10 protein-coding genes and 2 tRNA genes are annotated in these 14,196 nt (G+C 56.5%); 11 read left to right on the forward strand and 1 reads right to left on the reverse strand.

Annotation, left to right across the window (positions count from 1 at the left end; translation table 11 throughout):
* The first annotated feature begins 390 nt into the window (after positions 1–390).
* The 8 genes from gadC to dapF all read left to right on the forward strand — a co-directional run bounded on the left by gadC (position 391) and on the right by dapF (position 10,354).
* A complete protein-coding gene (gene gadC / locus V3C19_RS07925; RefSeq protein WP_130083883.1) occupies positions 391–1,839 on the forward strand; it encodes a putative glutamine/gamma-aminobutyrate antiporter GadC in 1,449 nt (482 codons plus the stop codon).
* Between the two features lie 27 nt (positions 1,840–1,866).
* Entirely contained in the window at positions 1,867–2,808 is a 942-nt protein-coding gene (gene glsA / locus V3C19_RS07930; RefSeq protein ID WP_130083766.1) for a glutaminase A, read from the forward strand.
* A gap of 595 nt (positions 2,809–3,403) precedes the next feature.
* Positions 3,404–4,813 (forward strand): sodium:alanine symporter family protein, encoded by a 1,410-nt coding sequence (locus tag V3C19_RS07935; protein ID WP_295934077.1) that lies wholly within the window; start codon positions 3,404–3,406, stop codon positions 4,811–4,813.
* A gap of 88 nt (positions 4,814–4,901) precedes the next feature.
* Positions 4,902–4,977 (forward strand) — tRNA-Glu (locus V3C19_RS07940).
* 239 nt (positions 4,978–5,216) lie between these two features.
* Positions 5,217–6,293 (forward strand): peptide chain release factor 1, encoded by a 1,077-nt coding sequence (prfA, locus tag V3C19_RS07945; protein WP_295934076.1) that lies wholly within the window; start codon positions 5,217–5,219, stop codon positions 6,291–6,293.
* A gap of 19 nt (positions 6,294–6,312) precedes the next feature.
* Entirely contained in the window at positions 6,313–7,233 is a 921-nt protein-coding gene (prmC, locus tag V3C19_RS07950) for a peptide chain release factor N(5)-glutamine methyltransferase (RefSeq protein ID WP_295875375.1), read from the forward strand.
* A gap of 20 nt (positions 7,234–7,253) precedes the next feature.
* Positions 7,254–9,470, forward strand: coding sequence for a primosomal protein N' (priA, locus tag V3C19_RS07955; RefSeq protein ID WP_295934074.1), 2,217 nt, complete (start codon positions 7,254–7,256; stop codon positions 9,468–9,470).
* A 59-nt stretch (positions 9,471–9,529) separates the two neighbouring features.
* Positions 9,530–10,354, forward strand: a complete 825-nt coding sequence (dapF, locus tag V3C19_RS07960) for a diaminopimelate epimerase (protein ID WP_295934073.1) — start codon at positions 9,530–9,532, stop codon at positions 10,352–10,354.
* Positions 10,355–10,402: 48 nt separating this feature from the next.
* Here the strand turns inward: dapF and V3C19_RS07965 are convergent, their stop codons facing one another.
* The gene (locus V3C19_RS07965; protein WP_130083772.1) at positions 10,403–11,032 is read right to left on the reverse strand and encodes a hypothetical protein; all 630 of its coding nucleotides are present in this window, start codon (positions 11,030–11,032) and stop codon (positions 10,403–10,405) included.
* A 768-nt stretch (positions 11,033–11,800) separates the two neighbouring features.
* On the opposite strand from V3C19_RS07965, the gene V3C19_RS07970 reads away from it, so the two are divergent.
* From V3C19_RS07970 to V3C19_RS07980, 3 genes are all read left to right on the forward strand, one after another.
* Positions 11,801–11,875: transfer RNA gene (locus tag V3C19_RS07970), tRNA-His, on the forward strand.
* 61 nt (positions 11,876–11,936) lie between these two features.
* Positions 11,937–12,608, forward strand: coding sequence for a ubiquinone/menaquinone biosynthesis methyltransferase (locus V3C19_RS07975; protein ID WP_130083773.1), 672 nt, complete (start codon positions 11,937–11,939; stop codon positions 12,606–12,608).
* Entirely contained in the window at positions 12,605–14,110 is a 1,506-nt protein-coding gene (locus tag V3C19_RS07980) for an MATE family efflux transporter (protein WP_295934071.1), read from the forward strand. Before V3C19_RS07975 ends, V3C19_RS07980 begins: the two co-directional genes overlap by 4 nt.
* Positions 14,111–14,196: the final 86 nt, after the last annotated feature.

Genomic DNA, 14,196 nt, shown 5'->3' on the forward strand with positions numbered 1-14,196 from the left:
TCCACTAAAAAGCCTTTCCTCATCCAGATCACTCAACGCAGGAATGGGAAAACCGGAACTCTGCCGCATTAGTCGGCACTCGTTCCTTCCCTCATCCAGTCTCTCTTTAAACACATGACGGAACTGCCCGGGATATGAACCTGTTTTCCGGATTCTTCCCCGTTCCGCCAAGGTCTGTTAAGACAAACTCAATAACGCAATCTGCTCCATATCTTCAACGAAAACCCGTGCCGGCTAGTCGTTCCCATAAGGACCGGTGCCTGGCAACAGCCCGACGCCTCCCGATTCTCAACCCGGAATAAACCAATGAATAATACGACTCAACCAGGGACTGCCACAACCAGTCCCGCTGCTCCGAACAATGCCCCGGCGGTAAAATCCGCCATCCGGATGGGGGTATTCACCCTCGCCATGATTAACGTTTCCGCTATTGTCAGCCTCCGAGGCATGCCGGCGGAAAGTACGTACGGACTCAGTTCCGTGTTTTATTACATTTTTGCTGCGGTCTTCTTTTTGGTTCCCGTCTCCCTGGTAGCTGCGGAACTCACCACCGGCTGGCCCCAGAAAGGCGGCGTTTACCGGTGGGTGGGTGAAGCCTTCGGCAAGAAATGGGGCTTCCTGGCCATCTGGCTTCAATGGATTGAAAGTACCATCTGGTTCCCGACTGTGCTTACTTTCGCGGCCGTATCCCTGGCATTCATGGGACCCAACCAGCGCTGGGACGAAGCCCTGGCCGCCAATAAATGGTACATACTGATCATCGTGCTGTGTGTGTACTGGGCCGCTACGCTGCTCAACCTGCGCGGCATGAGGACTTCCGCCGGGGTCACCAAATGGGGAACCATGATCGGCACCATCATTCCTGGCGCCATTCTGATTCTGCTGGGCCTCAGCTACTGGGCCGGAGGCAACCCCATCCTGCTGGACATGAGCTGGGACAAACTGGTGCCGGACATGACCAACTTCAACAACCTGGTTCTGGCAGCCAGCATCTTCCTGTTCTACGCAGGGATGGAAATGTCTGCCGTACACGTCAAGGACGTAAACGATCCCGGCCGCAACTATCCGCTGGCCATTCTGATTTCCGCCATCATCACGGTGGTCATCTTCGTTCTGGGCACGCTGGCCATCGGCTTCATCATTCCCAATTCCCAGATCAACCTGGTGCAAAGCCTGCTGATCTCCTATGACAACTACTTCAGCTTCTTTGGCCTGGGCTGGATGAACTGGATTATGGCGCTGGCGCTGGCTGTGGGCGTTCTGGCCCAGGTGACCGCGTGGGTAGGAGGTCCTTCCAAGGGTCTTTACCAGGTGGGCCTGGCCGGCAACCTGCCGCCCGTCATGCAGAAGCGGAACAAGAATAATGTGCAGGAAGGTATTCTGATCATTCAGGGCTGCATCGTCACGCTGCTTTCCATCATGTTCGTGATCATGCCCTCCGTTCAGTCCGCCTACCAGATCATCTCCCAGCTCACCATCATCCTGTACCTCATCATGTACATGCTGATGTTCGCCTCCGGCATTTATCTCCGCTACAGGGAACCCAACACTCCCCGCACCTTCCGCATTCCCGGCGGTAAAACCTTCGGCATGTGGGTGGTGGGCGGCCTCGGCTTCCTGGCCAGCCTGGCGGCCTTCCTGGTCAGTTTCATCCCGCCGAACCAGATCACGGTGGGCAGCAACGCCATGTACATCATTCTGCTGGTTGTGGGCGCATTCATCTTCGCAGGCATACCATTCGTGATCCATGCCATGGCCAAGCCCTCTTGGAAACGCCCCGTGGACCCGGAAGACGCCTTTGAACCCTTCGGCTGGGAAAAAACGAATCCGAACCGCTAGGCATCACAACCAATCCGAGATACTCTCATGGACAACATTCCTTCCAAAGAACAAATACAAACGGCGCTGGACAATGCCTACGCCTTTGCAAAAACCGTCCAGGGCGGCAAAAACGCTTCGTATATCCCTGCCCTGGCACAGGTCCCATCCGATCTGCTGGCCATCGCCGCCGTCACCGTCAACGGAGACGTACTGACGGCAGGGTCCGCGGACACGCCCTTCGCCATTGAATCCATCTCCAAAGCCTTCAACCTGGCTTATGTGATGGACCTGGTCGGCATGAAACAGCTGAGGACAAAAATCGGGGCGGATCCTACCGGGGAACCGTTCAACTCCGTCATGGCCATTGAACTGCACGGTGGCAAACCGCTCAATCCGCTGGTCAATGCCGGAGCCATGGCTACCGTCAGCCTGGTCAACGGCGCGGACGCGGATGAAATCTGGGCAAACATGATGAATAATTTCAACAGTTTCGCCAACACGGCCCTGACGGTCAACCAGGAAATATACAAATCGGAAAGCGCCACCAACCAGCACAACCGCGGCATCGCGTGGCTGCTGGACAGCTACGGCTACTTCTACAACACGCCGCCGATGATCGTGGACCTGTACACCCGCATGTGCTCCCTCAACATCACCACAGCCCAGCTTGCCTTGATGGGCTCCTGCTACGCCAACGGAGGCATCAACCCGGTCAGCAAGAAACGGGTGGTGAAAGAAGAAAACGTTCCGCCCATTTTGGCGGAAATGTGCATGTCCGGTCTCTATGACTCCACCGGAGACTGGATGTACAAGGCAGGGCTGCCCGCCAAATCCGGCGTGGGAGGCGGCCTGGTGGCCGTATCCCCCGGCAAGATGGCGCTGGCAGCCTTCTCTCCCCCCTTGGACCCGGCAGGAAACACTGTCAGGGGGCAGGCGGCACTTCAATCCATCATCAAGGAATTGAATTTGAACCTTTTCCGGAGTTGATTCCGGGATGAGAAGGTAAACCCGCGGAGCCAAGATCCGAAAGGATTCCCGCGGGTTTACTGTATCCCGGCATCTAGTCCTTTTCCGGGGGCTTATTCCTTTTTTACGGCTTTTAACCAAAGGTCCGATTTGGATCCGGAATCAACCTTCAATTAAAAAAGAGCGGGGTAGCACAACGGCAACGTCTCTCATCCCATACTCGCTGCTTACGGAAAAGAAATTATTCCTACTTCCTTTATTAACAATATAATAAGAAAATTAAGGATAATCTTCTCAGTATTTGTATTGTTCGAGATTTTACGAGGTTCAAAATTCTTTCAAAATAAAAAGCTTGTATCTATATTACTGAACAGGGGAAATTCAATAATTCACCTGAACAGGGAACAGGGAACAGGGAACAGGGAACAGGGAACAGGGAACAGGGAACAGGGAACAGCCGGGTTACCCCCGCCAGGAAAACCTTCCGGCTTCCAAAACCGCAGAAAACGTTCTTCTGCGGTTTTTTCATTTTCCAGGGCCGCCTTTTTCTTCCATCCGCCCGTCAAACCATCAAAGAACTTGCCACTAGGCAGTTTTCCCTTAGAGTTCCTGCGGTATGTTTGATGCTCTGCAAAATGCTTTCTTCCAAACCGGAGACATGCTCACCTCCTGGCTGTCCGCCTTCAGTTCCTTTCTGTGGGGCTGGCCTCTGCTCATTCTGCTGCTGGGCACGCATCTGTACCTGACCGTCATTCTGCGTTTTCCGCAACGCTATCTGCTCAAGGCCCTGAAACTGTACTTTGTGAAAGACCACACGGACAAGGGGGATATCTCCCCATTCAGTTCTCTGATGGTGGCCCTGGCGGCCAACATCGGAGCGGGCAACATCATCGGTGTGGGAGTGGCTATTGCCGCAGGGGGACCCGGCTCCATCTTCTGGTGCTGGCTGACGGGGGTGCTTGGCATGGCCACGCGCTACTCGGAAGGGCTGCTCGCCATCAAGTACCGTGTGGAAAACAAGGACGGCAACATGAGCGGCGGCCCGATGTTCGTACTGGAACGCGGCATGAAATGCAAATGGCTGGGCGTGCTCTTCGCCGTCTTCACGGCCATTGCCGCCTTTGGCATCGGCAACCTGACTCAGGGAAATGCCGCCGCGGAACAGCTCTATCATGCCTTCTCCATTCCTGCATGGGGCACGGCCACTGCCCTGACGGCGCTGACCGCCCTGGTCATGCTGGGCGGCATTCAGGGAATAGCCCGCGTGTGCGCCTTTTTCGTTCCGTTCATGGCCGTCTTGTACATTTTTGGCTGCGTGTATATTCTGATCGTCCAGGCGGACCATATCCTTCCCGCCATTCAGTGCATTCTGGACTGCGCTTTTACGGGAGAAGCCGCTGCGGGCGGCGTCGTGGGTGCCGCCGTCATGACCGCCATGAGAACCGGCGTGGCCCGGGGACTGTTTTCCAATGAAGCTGGACTGGGTTCCGCCGCCATAGCCTCCGCTGCGGCCCAGAACCGCAACCCCGTCCGGCAAGCGCTCATTTCCTCCAGCGGCCCATTCTGGGATACGGTGGTCATTTGCGCCCTGACGGGCATCGTGCTCACCACCAGCATCATTGCCCATCCGGACATTTCATGCAGCGACGGCTCCCGCCTTACCACCCTGGCATTCAGCAAAATCCCCTACATGGGCTCTCCCCTGCTGACGCTCAGCCTGGTCACCTTCGTTGTATCCACCATTCTCGGGTGGTCCTACTTTGGAGAAAAAGCCCTGGAATATCTGGGCGGCCTGAAACTGGTCAAGCCCTACCGCTTCATCTGGGTGGTTGCCGTCTTTACGGGCTGCATCTCAAAAATAGACCTGGTCTGGGTCTTTGCAGACTGTGCCAACGGACTGATGGCCCTGCCCAACCTAATTTCACTGCTGGCCCTTTCCGGAGTGCTTGTTCAGCAAACGCAGTACTACCTCTGGCAACACAGGCTGGATGAATATGACGAATCCCACGTTCCGGAAGGCAAATAGCATAATTTTTTACTTCATGATCAAATAATCCTTGCCTTTGAAACAGTGATGGTGTTTACTTCGCCGCGCAGTCCCTGCAAACCTAAAAGTCGCGTTCGTCTAGCGGTCTAGGACTCCCGCCTTTCACGCGGGCAACACGGGTTCGAGTCCCGTACGCGATGCCAGCTTTACCGCCGCAGCAGTTACGATGCTTCCGCCCCTCCTTACTAGGGAAGGCATATTGGAAAGACGTAATAGCTGCGGTTTTCTTTTGGTCTGGCGATGCCGGAATACGGAAAGCGCAGCCGGGACAGCCGGGAGGGGTATCCCCTTCCTTTTCAAATACCGGAACATGTCTTACATCCCCCGGATTTGACTTCCAGAAAGCCCTGTTATCTTTTAGAATTTTTCACACGCAAACGCCATGGATTACACACCCCTCATTGAAAAACGCCGCCAGCGCCTGGAAGAATTGGAAACAGTCATTGCAGAACCGGATTTTTTCAATGACCAGAAGAGGGCCTCTGAAACCATGAGGGAGCATCGCCGCCTGAAGGAACTGATGGACACGTGGGATGCCCTGAACGCCACGGAACAGCAGCTGGCTGACAACCAGGAGCTGGCCAAGACGGATGATCCGGAACTGGCGGAGCTGGCCTCCCTGGAGATTCCGGAACTGGAAGCAGCGCTGGAAAAATTGCGCAGTGACGTCCAGTACAGCCTTCTCCCCCGTGACACGACGGAGGACCGGGACGCCATTATTGAAATCCGCGCCGGTACGGGCGGGGATGAAGCCTCCCTGTTCGCCGGGGACCTGCTCCGGATGTACCAGCGCTTTGCGGAAGAACGCGGCTGGCGTTTTGAACATCTGGAAAGCAGCCCTTCCGACGTAGGCGGCTTCAAGGAAGTCGTCTGCCGCATTGCCGGGGATGAAGTCTTCCGCTTCCTGAAGTATGAAGGGGGCGTGCACCGTGTGCAGCGCGTCCCCGCTACAGAAACGCAGGGGCGCATTCACACCTCCACCGCTACCGTGGCCGTGATGCCGGAAGCGGAGGAAGTGGACATTGAAATCCGCCCGGAGGACCTCCGCATTGAAGTGTGCCGTTCCGGAGGCGCAGGCGGCCAGCACGTGAACAAGACGGAATCTGCCGTGCAGATCTGGCACATTCCCACGGGCGTTTACGTCCGGTGCGAGGAAGAACGCAGCCAGATGAAGAACCGCGAAAAGGGCATGAAAATCCTGCGTGCCAAGCTATTTGAAGCCAAAAAGCGAGAGGAGGCGGAAAAGTACTCTGCCGCGCGTCGAAGCCTGATCGGTTCCGGAGGACGTGAAGAAAAAATCAGAACATACAATTTCCCGCAGAACCGCCTGACGGACCACCGCATCGGCTACACCTCCCACAATCTGGACGGTATCCTGATGGGCCAGATGGAGGACCTGATCATGGCCCTACAGCATGAAGAAATGCAAGAACGCCTGGCGGAAGCCGGCATGTCCTAACCCTCCTTCTCACCTTTTCATGAAAACCTTACTGGAAGTTTTGCAGTCCGGCACGGAATACCTGGCACGCCAGGGCTGTGACGAGGCACGCGCCACCATGCAGCACCTGATGGCCCACGTTCTGCACTGCAACCGCACGACCCTCTATTCCCAGTTTGACAGACCGGTTGAGGAAGAGGAACTGGTGCCCCTCCGCCAGCTTTTGAAGCGCAAGGCCGCAGGAGAACCGCTACAGCATCTGCTGGGAACCACGGAATTTTTCCGCCGGGAGTTCCTGACGGATGCTCGTGCCCTGATCCCCCGGCCGGAAACGGAAGAACTGGTGGAAATGGTCCTGAACAGGATACCTGCCCATCCCGTCCGTATCCTGGACATGGGTACCGGGTCCGGAATCATCGGCATCACGCTGGCCCTGGAATTGAAGGACCGCGCACGGGAAGTCGTTCTGGCGGACATTTCCCCCAAGGCGCTGGATCTGGCCCTGGAAAACGCCATGAGGCTGGGAGCCAGGGTTTCCACCATTCAGACGGACCTGTTTGAAAACCTGCCTGCCACTCCGGCCGACGAAGAATGGCAGCCTGCGGAAAAACCGGAGCAGAATATGGAAGAAACCGTGGAACAGCTCCGGACCATGCAGGAAGCCCGCTTTGATGTCATTGTTGCCAACCTGCCCTATATCGCGGACGGGGAACAACTTGCCCCGGAAGTGATGAGAGACCCGCATACAGCCCTGTTCGGCGGCCCCCAGGGGTGGGAAATTATTGAACGCTTTCTTTCCCAGGCCCGCGAGCACCTGACGGAAAACGGATTCGTGGCCCTGGAGATAGGCCATGACCAGGCTGCTGCCGTTATCCGGATCATGGACGGCTACGGCTACAATCACGTGGAAGTGCTGAAGGATATGAGCGGCATTTCCCGTTTTCCCTTCGCCTATCATTAATCCCTGCCCTTTTTCATCCCATGCTGGCGGCACGCATCCTGGTTGACGGTCAAAGCGATCTGGTGCTGGACTACGGCATTCCTCCGGAAGCCGGAAACGTCCGGCCCGGATGCCGCGTGCAGATCCCCCTGCGCAACAGAATGGCTACGGGGACCGTTCTCACCCTTTCCGAACCGGATCCGGCGTGGCGGGACAAGCTCAAGCCGATTCTCAAGCTGATCGACCCGGAACCGCTGGTTTCTCCGGTGATGATGGATCTGGCCGCATGGGCGGCCGACTATTATTCCGTAGCCCTGGACCAGATGATCCGCTGCCTGTTGCCGGAAACGGTCCGGCAGGAAAACACGGCGGAGAAAATCCGGAAAATGGTTCATCTGGAAAAACAGGCCACCCGGAAAGAACTGGACACACTGTACCGCAAGGCTCCCCGCCAGGCTCAAATGCTGGATTATTTTTCGACGGTAGAACATAAGGCGGCGCCTCTGTCGGAATTCGGACCCGGCGCCCTGAATGTCGCCCGCGGCCTGGCAGGCAAAGGTTTCATTACCCTGCGGGAAGAACCTGTCCACCGGGACCCTACGACCGGAGAGCAATTCGCCCCCAGCCAGTCCATGAAGCTGAACCCCCAGCAGGAAAAAGCTCTGGAAGCCGTCACGGCCATGTGCCGGGAGGAAACCAAAAAACCGGTGCTTCTTCAGGGCGTTACCGGCTCAGGCAAGACGGAAGTTTATCTCCAGGCGGTCTCCCAAATCGTGAAGGAGGGAAAATCCGCCCTGATCATGGTTCCGGAAATCTCTCTGACGCCCCAAACCGTCCAGCGTTTCAAGTCCCGCTTTGCTGACATGCCTTCCTCCGTGGCCGTACTGCACAGCCTGCTCTCCGACGGAGAGCGCTTTGATGAATGGCACGCCATCCGGTCCGGAAAGGCGCGCATCGTCGTCGGTCCGCGCTCCGCCGTCTTCGCACCTCTCCAGAACCTGGGCTTGATTATTGTGGATGAAGAGCATGATGCCTCCTACAAACAGGAAAGCTCGCCCCGCTACCACGGCCGGGACCTGGCGGTCCTGCGCGCCCATCTGGAAGGCTGCGCCGTCGTTCTGGGTTCCGCCACACCGTCCCTGGAAAGCATCCACAATGCCCAGACCGGGAAATATGCCCTGGCCAGGCTGACGGAACGTGCGGACGGCCAGCAGCTCCCGCTGATCCGCATTCTGGACATGAAAACGGAGGGTAAAAATAAAGCCGGCCCCAATGTGCTTTCGGAACGCCTCAGAATGTCCATCGACCGTCGGCTGGACAGAGGCGAACAAGTAATCCTGCTGCTCAACCGCCGCGGATTCGCTCGTTCCATCCAGTGTCCGGACTGCGGGCACGTCATCACGTGCATGCACTGTTCCCTTCCCCTCACCTACCACCGCACGGAAGACCGCCTGATGTGTCATTTGTGCGGCTTCAAGTCCCTGGTGCCCAGAGCCTGTCCGGAATGCAAATCCGCCAACATTCTTCTCCAGGGCTACGGTACCCAGAAAGTGGAGGAAATCCTGCGCCGCGCCTTTCCCGCGGCGCGCATCACGCGCGTGGACGCAGACGTGGCGCGGAGGAAAAACGCCGTCAGGGACATCCTGAACCAGTTCCGGGCCCGTAAAATAGACATTCTGCTGGGAACCCAGATGATCGCCAAAGGCCTGGATTTTCCGGGCGTCACACTGGTGGGTGTGCTCAATGCGGACCTGGGCCTTTACATTCCCGACCCGCGGGCAGGCGAACGCACCTTCCAGCTCCTGACGCAGGTGGCGGGCCGCGCAGGCCGCGGAGACCTGTCCGGGGAAGTCATTATCCAGACGTTCACCCCGCAATCCCCCTCCCTGCAATATGCACGGCATCATGATACGGACGGCTACGCGGCTCAGGAACTGGAAATGCGCCGAGCCTTCGATCTTCCGCCCTTCACCCACATCGCCGTGCTGACGATCCGCTCCCAGCATGAAAACATGGCGGAATTCGCCACCCGGACCCTGGGAGCCAGGCTCCGCGGAATGCTGCCGCCAGACACGACGATGACGGATCCCATGCCCGCTCCCATTCCCCGTGCCCACGGCCAGTTCAGGTACCAGATCACGGTCAAGGGTCCTTCCGCGCGCGCTATCTCGCGCACACTCAGAAAGCTGGTGCAGGAAGCCGGGCTGGGAGACGACCTGACGGCCGTCATTGACGTGGACGCCATGTCATTCATGTAAGCTGTCTTGCCAAAACAGGGGGGTGGGACTAGGATTTCCGCACAACGCAACTTACTATTATGCTACTTCATTTCTATAAAATGACGGGCGCGGGCAATGACTTTGTCATGGTGGACAACCGCGACGAAAGCCTCTCTTCCGTGCTGGACAAGGAAACCATAGAAGCCCTGTGTGACCGCCGCTTCGGCATCGGCGCGGACGGCCTGATTGCCGTGGAGTCCTCCCAGGGAAAAGGCGGTGCGGTGCGCATGCGCTATTACAATTCCGACGGCGGAGAAGCAGAAATGTGCGGCAACGGAGCGCGCTGTTTCGGCAATTTTGCCGCAGCCCTGCTCCGCCATGACCGGACCAAGCCCCTTCCCTTCGAAACCATGGCGGGCATCGTCACCGCCTCCTTCAGGGAGGACGGCAATGTCACCGTCAACCTGACAGAACCGCATTCCCTCCAGCTTTTTGTGCTGAATGCAGACCACGTCGTCGGAACGGACGTCCATTTCCTGAACACCGGCGTCCCCCATGCCGTGGCTTTCCTGGACAGTCTGGAAGACGCAGACATCGTCAACATGGGAGCCTACCTGCGCTACCATGACTCTTTCTCCCCCAAGGGCACCAACGCCAACTTCGCAGAAGTGCTGTCTCCCCGCCACATCGCCATACGTACCTATGAACGGGGAGTGGAGGACGAAACACTTGCCTGCGGCACCGGAATGACTGCGAGCGCTCTGGTTCACGCCGTACTGACGGACGCACCTTCCCCCATCAAAGTGGACGTAGCCGGGGGAGATACGCTGGAAGTCGGCTTCACACGCACGGGAGACCACTTCACCAACGTCACCCTTACCGGGCCGGCAGACCTTGTCTTTGAAGGGGACATTGAAATCTGAACCACCTGCATTCAGAAAAACGGGCAGAGACAGAAGCAAACGTACCGCCTATTTCTTCAGCAAAACGCATTCAGCCCTCTTGTAGCCTCCATAGCCATTGCAGAATGCCTTGTACACGGCAGGACCCATGTTCGTTTCACAATAATACTTCACAGTAATGCCGTCGCTTCCCTGCTCCATGCCCAGAAAACGGGAGGACAGTAGCAGCAAGTTGTTCCGGTAGTTCCACATGGCCATATCCCGATTCATTTCCTCTTTGATTCTTTCACAGAGGTAATCCTGAGGCGGCGGGAACAAAAGGGCGCACACGACGCCAATCATGCAAATGCCCGGAATCACGCCCAGAGCCAGTACGGCATTGCACTTCCTCAAAAAAGGCACATGGGATTGAAACTTCCTTCTTATGATGAATAGGATGAAATATCCCGTGAGCAGCATGATGGAAAAACTGGCATTCACATACTCGAACGCCAGACTCATGACACCCAGGGCGATAAATCCCACGCCTTTCCATTTACTTTTCCCGGAAGGAAGACAGGTACACAAAAACACATACACGGTATAACCCAACAGGCAAAGCAAAGGCACCAGCATTCCCTTGAACATGCACTCTACCATGCAGTCCCACGGATATTCCCTGCTTGGGCAGCATGCCTCTTCAAAAAACGTGCAGATCATGCTCAGAAGAACCAATGCGCCAAGAAGTAAATACTTTGTTTTTCTGGAATCGTTTAAAAACCATAATAAAACAATGCTGAACGGGAGCAAATAATAGCCCATCCCTACAAAAACTGTAGACAGCAAAGGAATATGAGGAAGAAAATTCATAGGCAATAATTATTTGAAATTAGTTAGTTGCAATATGTGAGAGCCATGCAACGGCAGTAATAATAATTGGAAACAAAATAAATTCAAACAAACGTTTTCAAAAAATAGATAAAAATCCCTTCTCATTTTTCCAAAAGCATTCAACTCCATTCAGGAGCTTGACAAAGCAATCTCCCGACATAGAAATTCATGGCATGATGAAACCACCGCTTCTGTTCACAGCCTCTGCCATGACAGTCTTTCCTCTCCTTTCCCAATGCACCCACAAGCCGCTCCTGCCGGATTACGAGCCTCTCTGCGCTCACACGACACCCGGAACGCGCCGGGCACAATCTCTCCTCTCCGCCCGGAACACAAAAGTGTACCGGGTCGGCCCCAGAGGAGGAATTTACCATGTCAACGAGCATAATGAAAAAGTTTACCTAAAAACCCCGCCAACACAATAAAACATCATTCCCCACTGTCATGGTTTTCCAAACGGGAAACAAATATTTATCCCAATGAAACAGCAATTTTCATCTTTGGAAGATTTTTCTCTAAAAACCCTCGTCAAACTTATTTTCTTCTTGCCAAAATGAATATGCACGGGTAATGTTTGCCGCACCACAGCACTACATGGTGTCGGTAGTTCAATGGTAGAGCCCCAGATTGTGATTCTGGTAGTTGCGGGTTCGAGCCCCGTCCGACACCCCATCCCTTTCCTAAAAAAGAGCACTTCCGGTGCTCTTTTTTACTTCACCCCCTCTCCGTTCGCATGCGCAACCCCGAATTCGTCAAAGCTGCCTTCTCCGCCATTGCAACGCGTTATGTAGCCACCAACCATGTCTTGAGCATGGGGGTGGACCTGCTGTGGCGGCAGCGTGTCGTTCAGCTGGTCTCGGAATGGAAGCCGGAACGCCTGCTGGATCTGGCCACCGGCACGGGCGACCTGGCCCTGGCCATCCTGCGCGCCATGCCGGAAATACGCCTGACGGGGTCCGACTTCTGCCAGCCCATGCTGGATGTAGCCGCTGAACGGGGACTGACGAATCTGGTTTGTGCGGATGCCATGAACCTTCCCTTCCCCTCCGCTTCCTACGATGCCGTCACCGTAGCCTTCGGGCTGCGCAACATGGCCAGCTATCCGGACGCCCTGAAAGAAATGGGACGCATGCTGCGCCCCGGAGGGCACCTGCTCATCCTGGACTTTTCCCTGCCTGAAAACCTGCTGAAGCGTCCTTACCGTTTTTACCTGCACCGCATCCTTCCGCTCATCGCCGGATGGATGACCGGCCACCGGGAGGCCTACGACTACCTAGCCGACAGCATTGAAGCGTTCCCCAGCGGAGAAGATATGAAAAACCTGCTCCGGAACTGCGGGTACACCAATATCACGGCGGAACCCCTCAACGGAGGCATCGCCAGCATTTACACGGCCCAGAAATGAGTGCGGGAGACGCAAGAGAAGGCATCATCCGCGGCCGGGCTTCCCGTGCGCGGCTGGGCGGCAAACTGGCCGGGCTTTCACTGCCCCGGCAGATAGCCGTCATTGCCTTCTGGCCTTTTCTGGAACAGCTCCTCAGCTTCTTCGTCACCTCGTCGGACCTTTTCATCGCCACCAAGATAGGGGTAGACGCCCAGGACACCATCAACATCTCCGACGGCATGGGAGCCGTCGTCTTCCTGATGTGGTTCGGCTTTGTGATCCAGGGTTCCATCATGATGGGAGCCACAGCCATCGTCTCCCGCATGACGGGGGCCAGGGACTACTCCCAGGCCCAGCACGGGCTGCACCAGGCCGCCATGCTCGGCCTGCTCGCCGGGATCATCTCCTGCGGGCTGCTCTTTGCATGCAGCGGATTCCTGGTCACCCACGTGCTGACCATGAATGAAGCCGCGCGGGAATACGCCCTGCAATACGTGTACGTAGCCGCATTCGCGGCCCCCTTCAGCGGCGTGGTCTTTGCCGTCAACGCGGCGCTTCGCGGTTCCGGGGATACCCGGCTGCCCTTCTGGATCATGATGAACGTGGGCGTCCTCAATGTCATCTTCAGCGTCCTCTTCGTCTTTGCGGACGCCCCGCTGGGCGGCTGGCGCATCGGCGGCATCGCGGCGGGAACGGTCTGCGGCTACGGTATCAGCATGTGCCTGCTTCTCTTCATCATGCTGCGGCGCAGGAAAAAAATCTTCGCGGAACATCCCGGCCTGTCCCTGGAAGAACTGGTCAGGGAAAAGGGAGAACACTATGCGCCGCCTCTGTACCTCTCCTTCTCCCATCTCCGGCCGGACATGGGCATGCAGAAGCGCATCCTGAAAATCGGTCTCCCGCAAGCGGTGGAAGTCTTCGGCATGTGGGGAATCCAGATGTTCTGCCTCTCCATCATCAGCGAGCTTCCCATCACGGGCGTGCTCGGCGTCCACAACATCGCCGTGCGCATTGAATCCCTCAGCTTCCTGCCCGGCTTCGCCATCGGCATGGCGGCCTCCACGCTTGTGGGGCAATACCTGGGCGCCAGGAATGCGCTGATGGCCCGCATCACCATCTGGAAATGCATGCGGTACGCCATCATCTTCATGACGGGCCTGGGAGTGCTCTTCTGCATCTTCCCCTCCCTCTTCATGCAGATATTCTCCAATGGAAACATGACCCTCATTGATACCGGAATTCCCGTGCTGCGCACCATGCTGCTGGTGGAGCCCTTCTTCGCTGCCTGCATCGTGATGAAAATGTCCCTGCGCGGCGCTGGAGATACGCGGAGAGTCATGTTCATCTCCTACGGTATCATGGGCTTTTTCCGTGTGGGGTGTACCTGGGCCTGGTTCAAGCTGGCGCCGGAAACCATGACCCTGTGGGGCATCTGGATGCTCTTCGCCTTTGAAATGGCCGTACAATCCGTAATTCTCTATAAAATTGTCAAAGGACGGAGCTGGACGAAACTGCAAGTGTAACCTCCTATGCCCCTGTCTGCGTCCGTCCTTGCGACAGGAAAACGGGCCTGAAGGGAAAACACCATCTTCCCATTCAAATCCCGTCA

The organism is Akkermansia sp. AE01SA01 (assembly GCF_036417395.1).
In the GTDB taxonomy this organism is placed as follows: domain Bacteria; phylum Verrucomicrobiota; class Verrucomicrobiia; order Verrucomicrobiales; family Akkermansiaceae; genus Akkermansia.

What these genes read in the sequence shown, in the direction of transcription:
- priA (WP_295934074.1), top strand. Translation starts at nt 7,254, where the DNA reads ATGCTGGCGGCACGCATCCTGGTTGACGGTCAAAGCGATCTGGTGCTG.
- prmC (WP_295875375.1), top strand. Translation starts at nt 6,313, where the DNA reads ATGAAAACCTTACTGGAAGTTTTGCAGTCCGGCACGGAATACCTGGCA.
- V3C19_RS07980 (WP_295934071.1), top strand. Translation starts at nt 12,605, where the DNA reads ATGAGTGCGGGAGACGCAAGAGAAGGCATCATCCGCGGCCGGGCTTCC.
- dapF (WP_295934073.1), top strand. Translation starts at nt 9,530, where the DNA reads ATGCTACTTCATTTCTATAAAATGACGGGCGCGGGCAATGACTTTGTC.
- V3C19_RS07975 (WP_130083773.1), top strand. Translation starts at nt 11,937, where the DNA reads ATGCGCAACCCCGAATTCGTCAAAGCTGCCTTCTCCGCCATTGCAACG.
- prfA (WP_295934076.1), top strand. Translation starts at nt 5,217, where the DNA reads ATGGATTACACACCCCTCATTGAAAAACGCCGCCAGCGCCTGGAAGAA.
- V3C19_RS07965 (WP_130083772.1), bottom strand. Translation starts at nt 11,032, where the DNA reads ATGATCTGCACGTTTTTTGAAGAGGCATGCTGCCCAAGCAGGGAATAT.
- glsA (WP_130083766.1), top strand. Translation starts at nt 1,867, where the DNA reads ATGGACAACATTCCTTCCAAAGAACAAATACAAACGGCGCTGGACAAT.
- V3C19_RS07935 (WP_295934077.1), top strand. Translation starts at nt 3,404, where the DNA reads ATGTTTGATGCTCTGCAAAATGCTTTCTTCCAAACCGGAGACATGCTC.
- gadC (WP_130083883.1), top strand. Translation starts at nt 391, where the DNA reads ATGGGGGTATTCACCCTCGCCATGATTAACGTTTCCGCTATTGTCAGC.